We start from the raw sequence: 14,804 nt of genomic DNA, 5'->3' as shown, positions 1-14,804 counted from the left end.
TGCTCATGGGTCTCATATGTTTGCCGCCTACGTACAATAAGAAATACTTAGAGTTTGAACCTGTTCTATGTGCTGTTATAAATGCGTTTCTTTAAGAGAATAGGTACAAATATAAGATAGAAGATGCCAGTCTAAGACTGGCATTTTTTTTATTCATTTTGCCCACATTAAGTTTAAATAAAGTAATATGGCAAACCATATATTCTTCACCCAAGGTCTTGGTTTATGAGCAACAACAATAATAAACACATTCATATTTTAGGTATTTGCGGCACATTTATGGGCGGTATTGCGGCCATTGCTCAGTCTTTGGGTTATAAAGTGACAGGCTCAGATCAAAACGTTTATCCTCCCATGAGTACTCAGCTTGAAGAATTAGGTATTGAGCTCACTCAAGGTTACGATCCTAAACAGCTAGACCCTGCGCCTGATATGGTGGTGATTGGTAATGCTATGAGTCGTGGTAATGCATGTGTTGAGTATGTGTTAGAGCAAGGCTTAAATTACACCTCAGGTCCTGAGTGGCTGAAAAATCATTTACTGCGTGACAGCTGGGTATTGGCAGTGGCGGGCACACACGGTAAAACCACGACGGCGAGTATGTTGGCCTGGGTGTTAGAATACGCAGGTTTGCGCCCTGGCTTTTTAATCGGCGGCATAGTACAAAATTTTGGGGTGTCGGCTCGCGTGAGTGACACGCCGTTTTTTGTGATTGAAGCAGACGAATACGACACGGCCTTTTTTGATAAGCGCAGCAAGTTTGTACATTACCTGCCGCGTACGCTGATCATGAACAATCTAGAATTTGATCATGCCGATATCTTTGCTGATTTAAACGCCATTCAAACGCAGTTCCATCATCTTATTCGTACTTTACCGGGCAAAGGCAAAGCCATTTATCCGGCGGATGATGCGCCTATACAAGAGGTGGTTGAGCGCGGCTTTTGGAGTGAACAAGAAACTTTAAAAGGCGATTGGGACTATCACTTACTCTCAGCTGACGGCTCGCAATTTGAAGTGCTTTTACATGGTGAAGTACAAGGGGTTGTGACGTGGGATGCAATTGGGGAGCACAATGTGAAAAATGCCATGATGACCATTGCCGCAGCGCGACATGTGGGCATTCCAGTTGAGGTGTCCATCGATGCCTTAGCTGAGTTTATATCACCAAAACGCCGTATGGAGTTGATCGGTGAAGTAGCAGGTATTCGTATTTACGACGACTTTGCACATCACCCAACGGCAATTAAAACCACTTTGGCAGGCTTAAAAGCTAAAGTAGGCAGTGATGAGGTCGTTGCTATTTTAGAGCCTCGTTCTAACACCATGAAAATGGGCGTACACAAACAAACCTTGTTGGCGTCACTTGAACAAGCGAATAAAGCGTATTTATTCGAGCCTGAAGGGTTAGATTGGTCACTGAAGGCCCAAGCCCAAGAAGCAGGGCGAGAGTGCGATAGCACGATTGAGTCTATTATTGAGAAGGTGTGTGCAAACGCTCAAGCAGGTCAGCATATTCTTATCATGAGTAATGGTGGTTTTGCGGGTATCCATCAAAAATTATTGGCAGCGTTGCAGGCTAAATTTAGCTAGGTTGCCAACGTCGAGCTTAAAGGTTTAAAAATGAAACAGTATAAAGAGGCCATTACACTGGCTTTTAGTGGTGCATCGGGCGCACCTTATGGTCTTCGTCTACTCGAAGTGCTGGTGGCAATGAACTACCAAGTCTATGTACTTATTTCGAGCGCAGCGCGAGTGGTGCTTGATACCGAATCAAATATAAAGTTGTCGGGCAATGAGCAAAAATGCACTGAACAGTTAAGTGAGCTAGTAAAAGCTGGGCCTGAGCAAGTTAAAGTATTTGGCAAAGACAACTGGTTTAGCCCGGTGGCTTCTGGTTCAGCGGCACCGAAAAAAATGGTGGTTTGCCCATGTAGCGCAGGTTCTGTATCGGCTATTGCGGTGGGCGCATCAGATAACTTATTAGAACGTGCGGCTGATGTGGTGATCAAAGAACGTGGACAACTGATTTTAGTGCCGCGTGAAACGCCATTTAGCTCAATTCACTTAGAGAATATGCACAAACTGAGTCAGATGGGTGTGACCATCATGCCTGCGGCTCCGGGTTTTTATCATAAACCTGAATCGATCGACGACCTTGTCGACTTTATGGTGGCGCGAATTTTAGACCACTTACATATCGAACATACACTCACTAAACGTTGGGGTTATGGAGACCACAAATAACATGACCATCGCATTAAATATTCAAGGCTTACGCAAAGTCTATAAAAATGGCGTCGAAGCGGTAAAAGGCATCGACTTGCAAGTAGAGCAGGGCGATTTTTTTGCGCTGCTTGGCCCTAATGGTGCAGGTAAATCAACCACCATTGGCGTCATTTCGTCATTGGTAAATAAAACCGCAGGCACAGTTGAAGTCTTTGGTCATTCAATTGATACAAAGTTAGAAGATGCGAAACAAGAGCTAGGTTTAGTGCCGCAAGAGTTTAACTTTTCTCAGTTCGAAACACTCAACCAAATTTTAGTGAACCAAGCGGGTTACTATGGTGTGCCACGTAAACTTGCCCATGAGCGTGCCGAGAAATATTTAAAAAAGCTGGGTCTGTTCGATAAAAAAGACAAGCAAGCGCGTACGCTTTCGGGTGGTATGAAACGCCGCCTGATGATTGCGCGCGCATTAATGCACGAACCTAAGTTGCTTATTTTAGATGAGCCAACCGCAGGTGTAGACATTGAACTACGTCGCTCAATGTGGGATTTCTTACGTGAAATCAATGAGCAGGGTGTAACCATTATTCTGACAACTCACTACCTTGAAGAAGCGGAGTTACTGTGTAAAAACATCGCCATCATCGACCAAGGTACGATTGTTGAAAACACCACGATCAAAGCCTTACTTGCCAAGTTAGACAAAGAAACCTTTGTACTCGACTTACAGTCACCCGTGAAGCCCGTTACCTTAGAGGGTTATGAGTTCGTGATGACTGACGACCACACATTAGAGGTTGAGGTGGCCAAATCTCAAGGGTTAAACGAGGTGTTTTCACAGTTATCAGCGCAAGGTAATACCGTGCTGAGTATGCGAAATAAAGCCAACCGATTAGAAGAATTGTTTGTAAGTTTACTAGAGCAGGGGCGTGAAGCATGAGTTTAAGTCGTTATTCAGTCGCGTTAAAAAGTATTTGGATCAAAGAATGTATCCGCTTTTTGCGTATTTGGGTGCAAACCTTAGTGCCACCTGCGATCACTATGACCTTATATTTTGTGATCTTCGGTAGTTTAATCGGCTCGCGAATTGGCGAGATGGGCGGCTTTAGCTATATGGAATTTATTGTTCCTGGTCTGATCATGATGTCGGTGATCACCAACTCCTATTCGAATGTTGCATCGAGTTTCTATTCGACTAAATTCCAAAAGAGCATTGAAGAGCTGTTAGTGGCGCCCGTGCCAAATTACATTATTGTGCTTGGTTACATGGGCGGCGGTATGGCTCGTGGCATGCTAGTAGGTTTAATCGTCACAATTGTGTCTTTGTTTTTCGTTGATATTCAAATTCATAATGTGTTTGTGATCATTGCTACTGTGGTACTGACATCGGCAGTATTCGCCTTAGGTGGCCTCATCAACGCCGTTTATGCAAACAGCTTTGACGATATCAGTATTATTCCAACCTTTGTCCTGACGCCACTGACATACTTAGGTGGAGTATTCTACTCTATCACGCTGTTGCCTGAGTTCTGGCAAGGTGTGTCGCAGGTAAATCCGATCATTTATATGGTGAACGCATTTAGATTTGGCTTTTTAGGTGTGTCTGATGTCAGCATTTACACCTCATTTGCGGTATTATTAGTGCTAATTACTGGTTTATTTATTACGGCACTGACATTAATTCGCCGTGGGATAGGGTTACGTCACTGATGAGTGAAGCAAATTCGAGAAGCATTGTTTCAAACCAACCAGGGCTGCATGAAAAGCTCGATGAAATAGTACAAAAGCACCTAGCGGCAGAGTTTAAAAAGCCCATTGCCGAACATACGCAACAAGCGTTTGATGAGGTCAATGAAAAGGTTCAGGCTTTTAACGGACCTTTGATTTTGGACTCATGCTGCGGAGTAGGTGAAAGCACCGCCAACTTAGCTAAGCTGCACCCAGATGCCTTGGTGATTGGTATCGATAAGTCGTCGCACCGCTTAGATAAGCATGATGTGGAATATAAGCAAACTGAATCAGGGCACTATATTTTAGTTCAGGCTGATTTAAACGATTTTTGGCGCCTTGCGCTAGAAGCTGGTTGGCAGCCAACGCATCATTATTTGTTATATCCAAACCCTTGGCCTAAAGCCAAGCATATTGGTAGACGTTGGCACGGTGCCCCCGTCTTCCCATTTATTGTGAAGTTAGGCGGTATTTTAGAAGTGCGCTCTAATTGGGATATTTACGTTAAAGAGTTTGCACGAGCGCTAGAATTAGCAGGCCACCCAGCTGCGGTTGAAGCATACGAGAGTGACACTGCCATCACGCCGTTTGAGCGAAAATACTGGGCGAGCGGGCAATCTAGTACACGTTTGAAACTAGATTTATCTCGCTAAAGCCTGTTTTCAAACTCATTAAAAAAGGGCTATTTGGCCCTTTTTTAGATTGGGTTATACATGCCTATGCACTTGCCTGATACGTTGCATGCTCTTCGGGGCATTTGATATGTGGCGTGGCCTTGCCAATATAACTCCCTTGTAAATAAGTAACGCCCGCGGCACAAAGAAGTTCGTACTGTAACTCAGTTTCTACATTACCAACGATTAAGTGCATTTCCCTGTCGCGACATAAGCGGGCTAAATGCTCAATAAAAGACAATACTTGCTCATCATTTTCTAGATGGTTAGATATACCATCGTCGAGTTTAATGGCATCAATACTTAGTTTCATCACTCGACTCACTGTAAGCAAACCACTGCTCACTGAGTTGACCAAAATCTTCACACCCTTACTCTTTAATATATTAATTGCAACGGCCATAGCATTGAAGTTATCGAGTATGTCTTGCTCATCAAGTTCAAAGGTGATTAAGCTTGGTTGCGGGTACCGACGTAGTTCTTGAGAGATAAAGTCGATTAATTGTGGGTCAGAGGCATCTTGATAGCTCAGACCGATTGACCAAGCAGTGCGTGATTTTCTAAATCGGGTTACACATTGAGAAAAGATATGTCTGGTAAGTTGTCCTTCCATACGTGACTGTTTAACCACTTCAGAAAAAGCGTTATCGGTAATAATGCCACCTTGCTCATCGAGTACTCTAGCATTACATAAATACTGGCATATATTGTCATGGTTTGGGGCGCAGCGCGGAGTAAAGTAAACAACTACGCGATTTTGAGAAAAGGCGTCATTAAGCGTTTTAGCCATCGCTAGGCGAGCATGCTGTAACTGCTTTGCTTCATGCTTATCAATGCTGTAAATACAGACCAATTCTTTTTGTTGCACGGCTTGGCGGCATGCAACATAGGCATTTTCTAGGAGAAGAGATTTATTGCCTTCTGCTATACCAGCATTTAGCTGAACATATAGATGAGGCCTATTTAAAACTGGTGAGCTGGCAGGGAATTGTTGTACTAAGTTACTTAAAAAGTGCTCCCCTCGTTCACTATCACAAAATAGCACTAATTTTGATGTTGCAAGTCGATAAACATACACAGAGTTAGATTGCGACGCAAAGTATCCCATCACTTTACTCATTACCTGATCGCCAACATTGGCACCATAAAAACTGACGATATTTTCAAGCTCATGTATTTCAACAATTGCGAGACTTAAATGTTCGTTTTTATGTTGATTAATATCATGCTCTAACGCAATGCGATTCCCAAACCCTGTTCGAGGATCTGTAGTGAGTGACTTTCGATATAAGATAAAATAAAAACAGGCGACCAGTACGGCAATGAAGAAGAAAAAGCTACCACTTAAAATTGCGCGGGTGACACTGGCATTTAGCTGGGCTTGTACTGAGTCCATAGTTATATCAGCACCAACTAGATAAGTTTTACCTGTATTACTTATATAAGGTACGAAAATAGTTTTAAAACGCCCCCATTGATCTTCTGAAATTTCAAACACGGGTTCAGTTGAGCGAAAAGCGCTTTTATTTATTACTGTTGCTTCAGGGTAAGGGTCTAAAAAGCGCGTAAGCATATCCGTTTGCACATCTTCTTTTGTATAACTTGAGGAAGTAAAGAGTACAAAAGGTTGTTCATATACCATGCTATAGACGTACTCAACATTGAGCGTATCAGCTAGAAGTGAAAGCTGTTTACTTAAACGTTTATACTGCTCTGGCTGAATTGTTGCTAAATCATCATGGTATTGTTCACCAAGCAACAATTGAGCACTTTTTGCTGCATGTAATAGCCGCTCATCAATGTCGCTAACGATTGCTGTGCGCGTTGTTTCGTAGGTGTAATACACGTAACCTACTAGGCACGTTAAAAATATAAAAAAGCCTGCAAAAAGAAGATTTGCTGGCGAGGTCCTTCTGATCATTGTCAGTCCTTATTCTAAAAAGCAAAAACTGCCTTTAAGAGTGATCATCATTTTCCCAAATAGTAGGCAAATATATCTCTTAAGTCCACTTCAAGATTGCCGAGTATACAAAGCAAGTTTAAGTTTTATAGGCGCAAAACGAGACTTTAATGAAAACTTAAAGTACAGTTAGCGGTTTAGTCATATAAGAATTATAAGGCCAGTGAAGATATTTCTATTGTTCATTGGTTTGTTTAACTAGGTAGAAACATGGGTCCTAAGCGTTGTGCTGTAGCTTCTGATGAAACTTTAATGCGTATATTTACGGTGCCGGAAGCGCCAGATTCAACTTTAAGTAAGATTGAACTGGAAATCTCCAATAATTTGGTGGGCTTTTTAAACGAGAATATTGCTGCAATTGAAAAACCTTTGCACGAAGTGGAAAAAGATTTTCAGTCGGCTGCTATTCCAGAACAGCCCATGTTTGTGTCTGATTATGCCCAAGATATAATGGAGCAGCTTGTCGCGCATTCGGTGCATACAGCTTCACCTAGCTTCATTGGTCATATGACATCTGCTTTGCCACATTTTGTTTTACCTTTGTCAAAATTAATGGTGGGGTTAAACCAAAATTTAGTAAAAATCGAAACCTCCAAAGCATTTACGCCACTAGAACGCCAAGTATTAGGGATGATGCACCATCTTGCTTATGGTGCTGATGAATCTTTTTATGGCAAATGGATGCACAGTGCAAAAACGTCGTTAGGTGCGTTTTGCTCGGGCGGAACAGTTGCCAATATCACAGCACTTTGGATTGCTCGAAATCGTCTGTTACAACCGCAAGGTGATTTTAAAGGCATTAATAGTCAAGGTCTGGTCGCTGCCATGATGCACTATGGCTATAAAGGTTTGGCGGTGTTAGTGTCTGAGCGAGGACATTACTCTCTGGGCAAAGCGGCAGATGTACTAGGTATTGGCCGCGATAACTTTATTGCTATAAAAACCAGCGATGATAACAAAGTTGATGTTCAGGCTATGCGTGAGAAAGCGTTAGAGCTTGAGGCACAAGGCATAAAGGTCATGGCGTTAGTGGGGGTTGCTGGCACAACCGAGACAGGTAATATTGACCCCCTTAGTGATATGGCCGACTTAGCTCAAGAGTTAAACTGTCACTTTCATGTTGATGCGGCTTGGGGTGGAGCGACTTTGTTATCGGCGAATGCCCGCCCGTTGTTAGCTGGTATTGAGCGTGCAGATTCAATCACCATTGACGCGCATAAACAAATGTATGTGCCAATGGGCGCCGGTATGGTGCTATTTAAAGACCCGCATGCTACTGATGCGATTGAGCATCACGCCGAATATATTCTTCGTAAAGGCTCTAAAGACTTGGGGAGTCATACGCTTGAGGGAAGCCGTCCAGGCATGGCGATGCTTGTACATGCATGCTTACGTGTGATTGGTCGTCAAGGCTATGAAATGCTTATCGATAAGGGCATTGCAAAGGCGAAATATTTTGCAGAGCTTATCAAACAAGAGGAAGATTTTGAGTTAGTGTCAGAACCTGAGTTATGTTTGTTAACTTACCGTTATGTACCGAAGGCAATTAAGCAGGCAATCGCCAATGCGAATGAAGACGAGAAAATCGACATTTATGCTGCATTAAACCGATTCACGGCAAGCATGCAAAAGCGTCAGCGTGAAGCTGGGCGTTCATTTGTCTCTCGTACTCGTTTAACGCCTGTACAATATGATAATCAGCCTACGGTTGTTTTCAGAGTTGTGTTAGCTAATCCATTAACCTCTGAAGCTATGCTTAAAGAGATTCTAGACGAGCAAAAGCAATTAGCGAAAACAGATCCTATCTTCAAAAAGTATTTAGCTAAGTATATTTAACTTTATATAACTAAACGCTATTTATAAATTAAAGCCAACTGAATAAGTTGGCTTTTTTATACCAATCCTCTTAATTAAGTGAGCTATTTTAAGGCAAGGAAAGCTTGTCGATAAGAAGGCAAAGATCTTGTAATTTAGTTATTCTAAATAAGGGGTTTTTAACGCAGTTAGCGATAGCTTTAGTCCATATGTATTATTGAAGATTGGTATTTTGCTGTTCAAATAGTATGCTTAGTTTAAGCGATTTTTAACCTACTTCTGAACATGCAGTATTTAAAAACAATCATTTATGTCGACTCAGTTGAAGAGGCGTTAGATTTTTACTATCAAGCTTTTGGTTTTGCGACTACGGCACTGACAGAAACGGCTGATTATGGTGAGTTAGATACCGGTATGGTGACACTTGGCTTTGCCTCACACCCTTTGGCGCAAGCACAGTTTAAGCAAAGTTATATTCGTAGCCATCCAAAGCAACCCGCACTGGGGTTTGAATTGTGTATCGAGTGTGAAAATGTCGTTGAGAGTTATGATAAGGCGGTTTCAGCGGGCGCAGAGCCGCTTATGCCGCCTAGCCACAAAGGCGAGCACACACAAGCTTATGTGCGTGCTATTGAAGGTACATTGATTGCATTAATCACACAAAGCGCGCGCTAAGCCAGTAGGCTCAATTTCCACACACACGTTTTCATCGTTCCAGTTTAGGCCAAATAATGCTTGGTCTTCGTTTAAGTCTTCAACCCACTCGTCTAATAATTCGTCTAGGTCGATAGCCATTGGCGAGTATGCTTGCCACTCGTCTTTACATTGTGCTTTTGCTTTTTCTTCACTGTCCCATAACAAAAGGACATCTGCATTTTCAAACTGGTTTGATTCGCAAACAACGACGCCACCATCTTCTGCGCCTAAAGCCCAAACTTGCGCACCAAGGCGGGCTTGCTCAACAAATGTGACTAATTCTGATTCAATTTCGATTTCGCTCATCATCTTATCCTGTTTAAGCTATCAAGAGTGTCGAGGATCAGTTTGTGCTACACCCGGCAAGTCTTCTTGTACTTGATGAAATGCCACCAAGGCTGCAAAGTCTTGCAAATTATAGAGATCACGAAACAAGATCCAATCTAGCAGGCAGTATAAACTGATCTTGAGGTAACTGCTTTCTAAAAACGCTTCTTTCATACATTGTTCATTTAAATAGGCTAAAAGTGCAGCAATGCGTTCATATTGCAGGTTAAAAAATAACTTATCATCGGCAGTATCAAAGCCTGAGCGGTGGCAAAGTAGTAACTCAATTAGTGAGTCATTACAGGCATCTATTTGTACCAACTGATTAGCTTGCCACCAAGACATTTCTGGTAACTGCTGTTGCTCAGTCAAATAACGCATAATTAACCCCGAGTCTGCAATATTTAAGTCACCGTCAGTCAAGAATGGAATTTTCCGAGTTGGATTGTGCTCAACCATAGTTTCTCGATCTGTTTGTGCAAATATATCTAAACATGTGTAAGGCAGATCAAATTGGTGAAAATGAGCAAACATACGAATACGGCGAGCGTAGGGGGAGGTATCAGAACCATATAAGCGCATAAACCGGCTCCTATCTTTTATGTTATTTGAAAATTAAATGGGTATAAAAAAAGCCGCTGGAGCGGCTTTCGAATAAATATTTGATTATTCTGTTCGACTTGTCACTTCTAATAAGTGATAACCAAATTGAGTTTGAACAGGGCCTTGTACTTCGTTAACTGGCGCCGAAAAAACCACCTTGTCGAACTCAGGTACCATCATACCTGGGCCAAATTCGCCGAGCTCACCACCATCTTGACCAGAAGGACAGCTTGAGTGTTTCTTTGCAAGTTCTGCGAAGTCTGCACCTTGCTCTATTTCCGATTTTAATTCTAGGCAAAGCGCTTCGCTTTCAACTAAAATATGTCTTGCACTTGCAACTGTCATACATTCTCCATAATTCTGATTCTGAGCAATATTTACTCATAGTTTATTCTAGTATAGATAGAATTTTTTCTCATGCAACGGTTATAGTGAATTTTCAATCGCTTGAGTTAAATTCGCAGAAAGCGGCTTAGTGCGGCTATTGAAGCGTTGTACTGTTTTTCTGTCTGCTGAAACAAGGTATTTGTAAAAGTTCCACTTTGGTGAACTAGTCTCTGCATTTAGATGTTTAAAAATTGGGTTTGCATCGTCACCGCGCACTGCTGATGTTGACAGCATTGTGAATGTTACACCGTAGTTGACGTAACAAACTTCGGCAGTGTCAGCTTCATCGTTCTCTTCTTGAAAGAAGTCGTCGCTTGGAAAACCAATAACTACTAGGCCCTTGTCTTTATATTTATTGTGAAGCGCTTCAAGTTCTTCAAACTGACCTGTAAAACCACAATTACTTGCCGTATTCACAATTAGAAGTGGTTTATCTTTAAATTCGCAGAAGTTCACTGATTCATCAGAGTGTAGTTTGCGCATTGTGACATTCGTGAAGTCATCGCAGGTATTTGCCTGCACTGGCGTTGTTAGCAGCGCATAGCACAAAATCATTAAACTTAATAAATACTTACACATATGTTTTCCCATTTTTTATTTGACTAGTTTAAGATACGAATTCTTCGTTTACCACGATCATTGTAGAGTAAAAGTAATGAATATTCGCTATGCAAAAGCATCAGATTTAGAGGCGATAGTTGCCATTTACAACGAAACCATTGCCAGCCGTATGGTGACTGCTGACACCGTGCCTGTGACTGTTGAGTCTCGGATAGCTTGGTTTGAAAGTCATAACACGCATTCGCCTATTTTTGTCTGTTGCGAGGGAGAGCATGTGCAGGGATGGTTAAGTTATAAAGACTTTTATGGGCGACCTGCATATCAAGGTTGTAAAGAAATCAGTATTTACATTACTCACAAAGCACGTGGCCAAGGGTTGGGTAAGAAATTACTTGAATTTGCCGAAGAGCATGGTCGAGAAATAGGTCTAAAAGTATTACTTGGTTTTGTATTTTCACATAACACCCCAAGTATTAAGCTATTTAAACAGCATAGCTACGCCGTATGGGGGGAGTTTCCTCAAGTGGCGGAAATGGACGATCAGACATATAGTTTGACTATTCTAGGGAAGCACCTTTGATCGTTCAAAAACGATCATTAAGTTGCTCATGTGTGGGTTTATCCTGTCAGCGGACATTTGTTTGGCAAGGAAATAGAATTTAAGAATAAGCTATGTCTAATAAAATTCTGATAATTGATAGCAACAGTGTACTGGCTATGCGACTAAAGGTGCTGTTTGAGTTACTCGGCGGTGAAGTAGAGCACATTCATTATCGAATGTTGAATGAGGCCTTTGATTATGATCAATATGGTGTCGTTGCAATTGCGCATGGTATTCCGAGTGAATATTTAGACAGTCTATCTGTTTTACGTGCACACCCTAAATTAATATTACTCGCACCTAAGCCAGACAATACAGAGCACTTACAGGTTTTTAGTCAATTTAACCGCGCTTTACCCAATGGTATTGTGATTTATCCATTCTTCGCCAATAAAGAAATTACTAACTTATTAGAGCGAGTTTTAGAGATTGGAATTGATTCACGATTGGTGTTACCAAAAGTGTTGTTAGTTGATCATTATCACGAGCGGCTTGAATCTCTGGCTACCAGCCTACGCGGTGCTCAGCTTCAAGTGTTAACAGCACTTGGTAAAGATGAAGCGTTAGAGCTAGCTAAAAATAATGATGTGGATTTATTAATCAGTGATTTTAATTTAGAGCAAGGCACGGGGCTTGAAGTCTTTAATGCACTTAAAATGGTTTCTCCACATTGTCGATGTTTATTGTTTACCTCTCGTGCTAATCAAGTAGATATGATGGAAGCCATTCGTCAAGGCGTTGAAGATGTTTTAATAAAGCCTTTTGATGAAAGTGAACTACTGCAATCTCTACACAAGTTATGGCAAACCGAACTATTAAAACGTCACAACCAAGAGCTTGTTGAGCGATTGCAAGATACTGTTGATGCATTAATTGAAAGAGATAGTTTACTGCGGGTCATCTATAAACACACGCCTGATCCTATTATATTGTTCTCTCGAAATGGCAAAATTATTGAAGCGAATGATGCTTGTGGCGAATTATTAAAACTTTCTCCTGAAGAGCTACCTGAGCATTCAATTTTTGAATTATTTGATAAAGAAACCTCATCGGGTCTGAAAACGGCTATCCAAGGTGTTGGTGCTCATCGACATTTTAACTTTGAACTATTACTGCCAAGAGAAAATGGTTCAGTGCCTCTCATGGGCACTTTCACCGAAATAGATCATCATGGTGAAATGGCATTTGCAGTGATATTAAAAAATGTGACGCAGCTTAAGAAAAAGCAACAACTGCTAGAAGAGGCGAAAGAAGTATTAGAAGTTGAAGTACAGGCACGAACTGCGCAGTTACAAAAAGCAAAAGATGATGCTGAAGCGGCTAACCAAAGTAAATCTGAGTTTTTAGCCAATATGTCCCATGAGCTGCGTACTCCCATGCATTCTATTTTAAGTTTTGCTCGCTTTGGGTTAGACAAACTTGGCGCTGGCGAAACACCAATTGATAAACTGAAAAAGTACTTATCTCGAATAGAAACCAGTGGTGAGCGTCTGCTTTTATTGTTGAATAATTTGTTAGACCTTTCAAAGCTTGATGCGGGTCATTTCCCGTTTAATCCAAGTAACCATGATTTAATGGCGATCATCAAAACGGGTATTGAAGATGTCGCAGGCTCAGCAATGGAAAAGGGCATACAAATTCGCGTTAATTCACCCGTTGATCGGTTACCACTGTTTTGCGACCAAGAGCAGCTTAATCAGGTAATACGAAACTTGTTAGGTAATGCGCTTAAATTCAGTCCCAAAGACAGTGAAGTTGGCGTTGCAATTACATTAGACGAAGAAAAGGTTCATATTTCGATTAGTGACCGTGGGGTTGGTATTCCTGAAGATGAACTAGAACAGGTATTTTCTAAGTTTGTACAGAGCAGTAAAACTAACAGTGGCGCTGGTGGTACAGGTCTTGGTTTGGCCATTTGTAAGGAGTTTATACTACTACATAAGGGTTATATTTGTGCCGAAAACAACAATAATGGCGGTGCTACCGTGATGATTGAGTTACCATTAAAGAAACAAAACGAATTAATGGTTTAGCAAACTTGCAAAACCAAGACTATAACTATTCTACAGGTATCAAGAAAAGGAATAGCTCATGGCATTACAAAGAATTTTAGCCGTTGATGACGAACCGTTTAATTTAGAGATCATAGAAGAAATCCTAGAAGATTTAGACTTACAACTTGTGACTGCAGAGAGTGGTCCAGAGTGTTTGGAAGTATTAGAGTCGTTTTCTCCACAAGTCGTCTTGCTCGACGTAAGTATGCCGGGTATGGATGGCTATGAAGTGTGTCGTCAAATTAAGGCAAACCCTGCAACTAAAGACATTGTAGTTATGTTTGTATCTGCTCGAGGCTCTGTTGAAGAGCGTATGGAAGGATATTCCGTGGGGGCAGAAGACTACATTGTGAAGCCTTTTGCACATGGTGAACTAAAAAGTAAGCTAAGTAATTTAGGCCAGATATTACTTGAAAAAGAAAGTCTCGAACAACAAGTTGAAGATGCTACGAGTACTGCCTTTAGCGCCATGGCGACAAGCAGTGAAATGGGGCAAATTGTTAATTATATTGAGCAAATAGGCCAAATTGATCATGTAACAGAATTGGCGCAAGCATTAATAAGTTGTTTATCGAGCTTTGGTCTAAATTGTAATATGGAATTAAGGATTGACGACGATAGGCAGCATTTTGCGTCATCAGGTTTGTGTTCTCCGATTGTGCTTGAGCTCTTTGAGATACTTAAGTCAAAAGGCCGACTACATGAGTTTCAAAATCGCATACTTGTAAATTATGAAAACCTCAGCTTATTGATCTTAAATATGCCAGAAAATGATGAAGAAAAGCATGGTCGTATTCGTGATCATATTTGCTTCATTGTGAGTGTGACTGAGCAGCAACTTTTGTCAATTTTGACTCGCAGAGAGTTACAGGAACAGCAGCAAAACCTTTCAGAGGTTATTTCTATGGTGCACAGCAAGTTCACTGGACTCATGTCGCTGCTTGACGATAACCGTAAACACAACGAAGAGGTGTTTCGTTCATTACAGGAGCAGTTTGAAAGCCGTATTCCAACCATGGGGTTAGATGAAGACCAGGAGGTGTTTATCTTTACCAATGTAGATCAGGCGATTCAAAACTCAGTGGCACGTGAAGAGTCAATCACTAAGGTTCGAACCGCTTTTGCTGAAATTGAAGCCGATCTATCGTTAATAAATAAGAAGTAGTGGC

At 41.5% G+C, this 14,804-nt stretch carries 15 protein-coding genes; 10 read left to right on the top strand and 5 right to left on the bottom strand.

Annotation, left to right across the window (positions count from 1 at the left end; genetic code table 11):
• The first annotated feature begins 225 nt into the window (after positions 1-225).
• The 5 genes from mpl to trmB are packed head-to-tail and all read left to right on the top strand — an operon-like array spanning position 226 to position 4,610.
• A complete protein-coding gene (mpl, locus tag PP2015_RS14580) occupies positions 226-1,593 on the top strand; it encodes a UDP-N-acetylmuramate:L-alanyl-gamma-D-glutamyl-meso-diaminopimelate ligase (RefSeq protein WP_058031000.1) in 1,368 nt (455 codons plus the stop codon).
• A gap of 30 nt (positions 1,594-1,623) precedes the next feature.
• Positions 1,624-2,247, top strand: coding sequence for a flavin prenyltransferase UbiX (locus tag PP2015_RS14575; protein WP_058030999.1), 624 nt, complete (start codon positions 1,624-1,626; stop codon positions 2,245-2,247).
• A 1-nt stretch (position 2,248) separates the two neighbouring features.
• Positions 2,249-3,169, top strand: a complete 921-nt coding sequence (locus tag PP2015_RS14570) for an ABC transporter ATP-binding protein (protein WP_058030998.1) — start codon at positions 2,249-2,251, stop codon at positions 3,167-3,169.
• Positions 3,166-3,939: an ABC transporter permease gene (locus PP2015_RS14565; RefSeq protein WP_058030997.1), complete on the top strand. Its 774-nt coding sequence runs from the start codon at positions 3,166-3,168 to the stop codon at positions 3,937-3,939. The genes PP2015_RS14570 and PP2015_RS14565 overlap by 4 nt, the downstream gene beginning before the upstream one ends.
• Positions 3,939-4,610 carry a tRNA (guanine(46)-N(7))-methyltransferase TrmB gene (trmB, locus tag PP2015_RS14560; protein WP_058030996.1) on the top strand — a complete coding sequence of 224 codons (672 nt, stop codon included), beginning with the start codon at positions 3,939-3,941 and terminating at the stop codon, positions 4,608-4,610. The genes PP2015_RS14565 and trmB overlap by 1 nt, the downstream gene beginning before the upstream one ends.
• A 64-nt stretch (positions 4,611-4,674) precedes the next feature.
• On the opposite strand, the gene PP2015_RS14555 is transcribed toward trmB, so the two are convergent.
• A complete protein-coding gene (locus PP2015_RS14555) occupies positions 4,675-6,552 on the bottom strand; it encodes an EAL domain-containing protein (protein WP_058030995.1) in 1,878 nt (625 codons plus the stop codon).
• A gap of 249 nt (positions 6,553-6,801) precedes the next feature.
• Here PP2015_RS14555 and panP point away from each other — a divergent pair, with 249 nt between their 5' ends.
• Positions 6,802-8,427 (top strand): pyridoxal-dependent aspartate 1-decarboxylase PanP, encoded by a 1,626-nt coding sequence (gene panP / locus PP2015_RS14550; RefSeq protein WP_058030994.1) that lies wholly within the window; start codon positions 6,802-6,804, stop codon positions 8,425-8,427.
• A gap of 264 nt (positions 8,428-8,691) precedes the next feature.
• Positions 8,692-9,081, top strand: coding sequence for a VOC family protein (locus PP2015_RS14545; protein ID WP_058030993.1), 390 nt, complete (start codon positions 8,692-8,694; stop codon positions 9,079-9,081).
• Here PP2015_RS14545 and PP2015_RS14540 read toward each other — a convergent pair.
• The 4 genes from PP2015_RS14540 to PP2015_RS14525 form a co-directional block, all read right to left on the bottom strand.
• Positions 9,058-9,408, bottom strand: a complete 351-nt coding sequence (locus PP2015_RS14540; RefSeq protein ID WP_058030992.1) for a DUF2750 domain-containing protein — start codon at positions 9,406-9,408, stop codon at positions 9,058-9,060. The genes PP2015_RS14545 and PP2015_RS14540 overlap by 24 nt on opposite strands.
• A 21-nt stretch (positions 9,409-9,429) precedes the next feature.
• A complete protein-coding gene (locus PP2015_RS14535) occupies positions 9,430-10,011 on the bottom strand; it encodes a glutathione S-transferase family protein (RefSeq protein WP_058030991.1) in 582 nt (193 codons plus the stop codon).
• An 84-nt stretch (positions 10,012-10,095) separates the two neighbouring features.
• Positions 10,096-10,377 carry a peptidylprolyl isomerase gene (locus PP2015_RS14530; protein ID WP_058030990.1) on the bottom strand — a complete coding sequence of 94 codons (282 nt, stop codon included), beginning with the start codon at positions 10,375-10,377 and terminating at the stop codon, positions 10,096-10,098.
• A gap of 81 nt (positions 10,378-10,458) precedes the next feature.
• On the bottom strand, positions 10,459-10,998 hold the full coding sequence (locus PP2015_RS14525) for a glutathione peroxidase (protein WP_058030989.1): 540 nt from the start codon (positions 10,996-10,998) through the stop codon (positions 10,459-10,461).
• Between the two features lie 76 nt (positions 10,999-11,074).
• Between PP2015_RS14525 and PP2015_RS14520 the strand changes: the two genes are divergently transcribed.
• The 3 genes from PP2015_RS14520 to PP2015_RS14510 all read left to right on the top strand — a co-directional run bounded on the left by PP2015_RS14520 (position 11,075) and on the right by PP2015_RS14510 (position 14,800).
• Positions 11,075-11,560, top strand: coding sequence for a GNAT family N-acetyltransferase (locus PP2015_RS14520; RefSeq protein WP_058030988.1), 486 nt, complete (start codon positions 11,075-11,077; stop codon positions 11,558-11,560).
• 92 nt (positions 11,561-11,652) lie between these two features.
• Positions 11,653-13,614, top strand: coding sequence for a hybrid sensor histidine kinase/response regulator (locus PP2015_RS14515; protein WP_058030987.1), 1,962 nt, complete (start codon positions 11,653-11,655; stop codon positions 13,612-13,614).
• A gap of 58 nt (positions 13,615-13,672) precedes the next feature.
• Entirely contained in the window at positions 13,673-14,800 is a 1,128-nt protein-coding gene (locus PP2015_RS14510; protein WP_058030986.1) for a response regulator, read from the top strand.
• Positions 14,801-14,804: the final 4 nt, after the last annotated feature.

The organism is Pseudoalteromonas phenolica, from assembly GCF_001444405.1.
Classification (GTDB): domain Bacteria; phylum Pseudomonadota; class Gammaproteobacteria; order Enterobacterales; family Alteromonadaceae; genus Pseudoalteromonas; species Pseudoalteromonas phenolica.
Note: the sequence above shows the minus strand (reverse complement) of the source record. Positions and strands in the feature narration are given on the sequence as shown.

Bases quoted from the DNA above. Each gene is read 5' to 3' on its own strand.
- mpl (WP_058031000.1), top strand. From the start codon at position 226: ATGAGCAACAACAATAATAAACACATTCATATTTTAGGTATTTGCGGC.
- PP2015_RS14575 (WP_058030999.1), top strand. From the start codon at position 1,624: ATGAAACAGTATAAAGAGGCCATTACACTGGCTTTTAGTGGTGCATCG.
- PP2015_RS14570 (WP_058030998.1), top strand. From the start codon at position 2,249: ATGACCATCGCATTAAATATTCAAGGCTTACGCAAAGTCTATAAAAAT.
- PP2015_RS14565 (WP_058030997.1), top strand. From the start codon at position 3,166: ATGAGTTTAAGTCGTTATTCAGTCGCGTTAAAAAGTATTTGGATCAAA.
- trmB (WP_058030996.1), top strand. From the start codon at position 3,939: ATGAGTGAAGCAAATTCGAGAAGCATTGTTTCAAACCAACCAGGGCTG.
- PP2015_RS14555 (WP_058030995.1), bottom strand. From the start codon at position 6,552: ATGATCAGAAGGACCTCGCCAGCAAATCTTCTTTTTGCAGGCTTTTTT.
- panP (WP_058030994.1), top strand. From the start codon at position 6,802: ATGGGTCCTAAGCGTTGTGCTGTAGCTTCTGATGAAACTTTAATGCGT.
- PP2015_RS14545 (WP_058030993.1), top strand. From the start codon at position 8,692: ATGCAGTATTTAAAAACAATCATTTATGTCGACTCAGTTGAAGAGGCG.
- PP2015_RS14540 (WP_058030992.1), bottom strand. From the start codon at position 9,408: ATGAGCGAAATCGAAATTGAATCAGAATTAGTCACATTTGTTGAGCAA.
- PP2015_RS14535 (WP_058030991.1), bottom strand. From the start codon at position 10,011: ATGCGCTTATATGGTTCTGATACCTCCCCCTACGCTCGCCGTATTCGT.
- PP2015_RS14530 (WP_058030990.1), bottom strand. From the start codon at position 10,377: ATGACAGTTGCAAGTGCAAGACATATTTTAGTTGAAAGCGAAGCGCTT.
- PP2015_RS14525 (WP_058030989.1), bottom strand. From the start codon at position 10,998: ATGTGTAAGTATTTATTAAGTTTAATGATTTTGTGCTATGCGCTGCTA.
- PP2015_RS14520 (WP_058030988.1), top strand. From the start codon at position 11,075: ATGAATATTCGCTATGCAAAAGCATCAGATTTAGAGGCGATAGTTGCC.
- PP2015_RS14515 (WP_058030987.1), top strand. From the start codon at position 11,653: ATGTCTAATAAAATTCTGATAATTGATAGCAACAGTGTACTGGCTATG.
- PP2015_RS14510 (WP_058030986.1), top strand. From the start codon at position 13,673: ATGGCATTACAAAGAATTTTAGCCGTTGATGACGAACCGTTTAATTTA.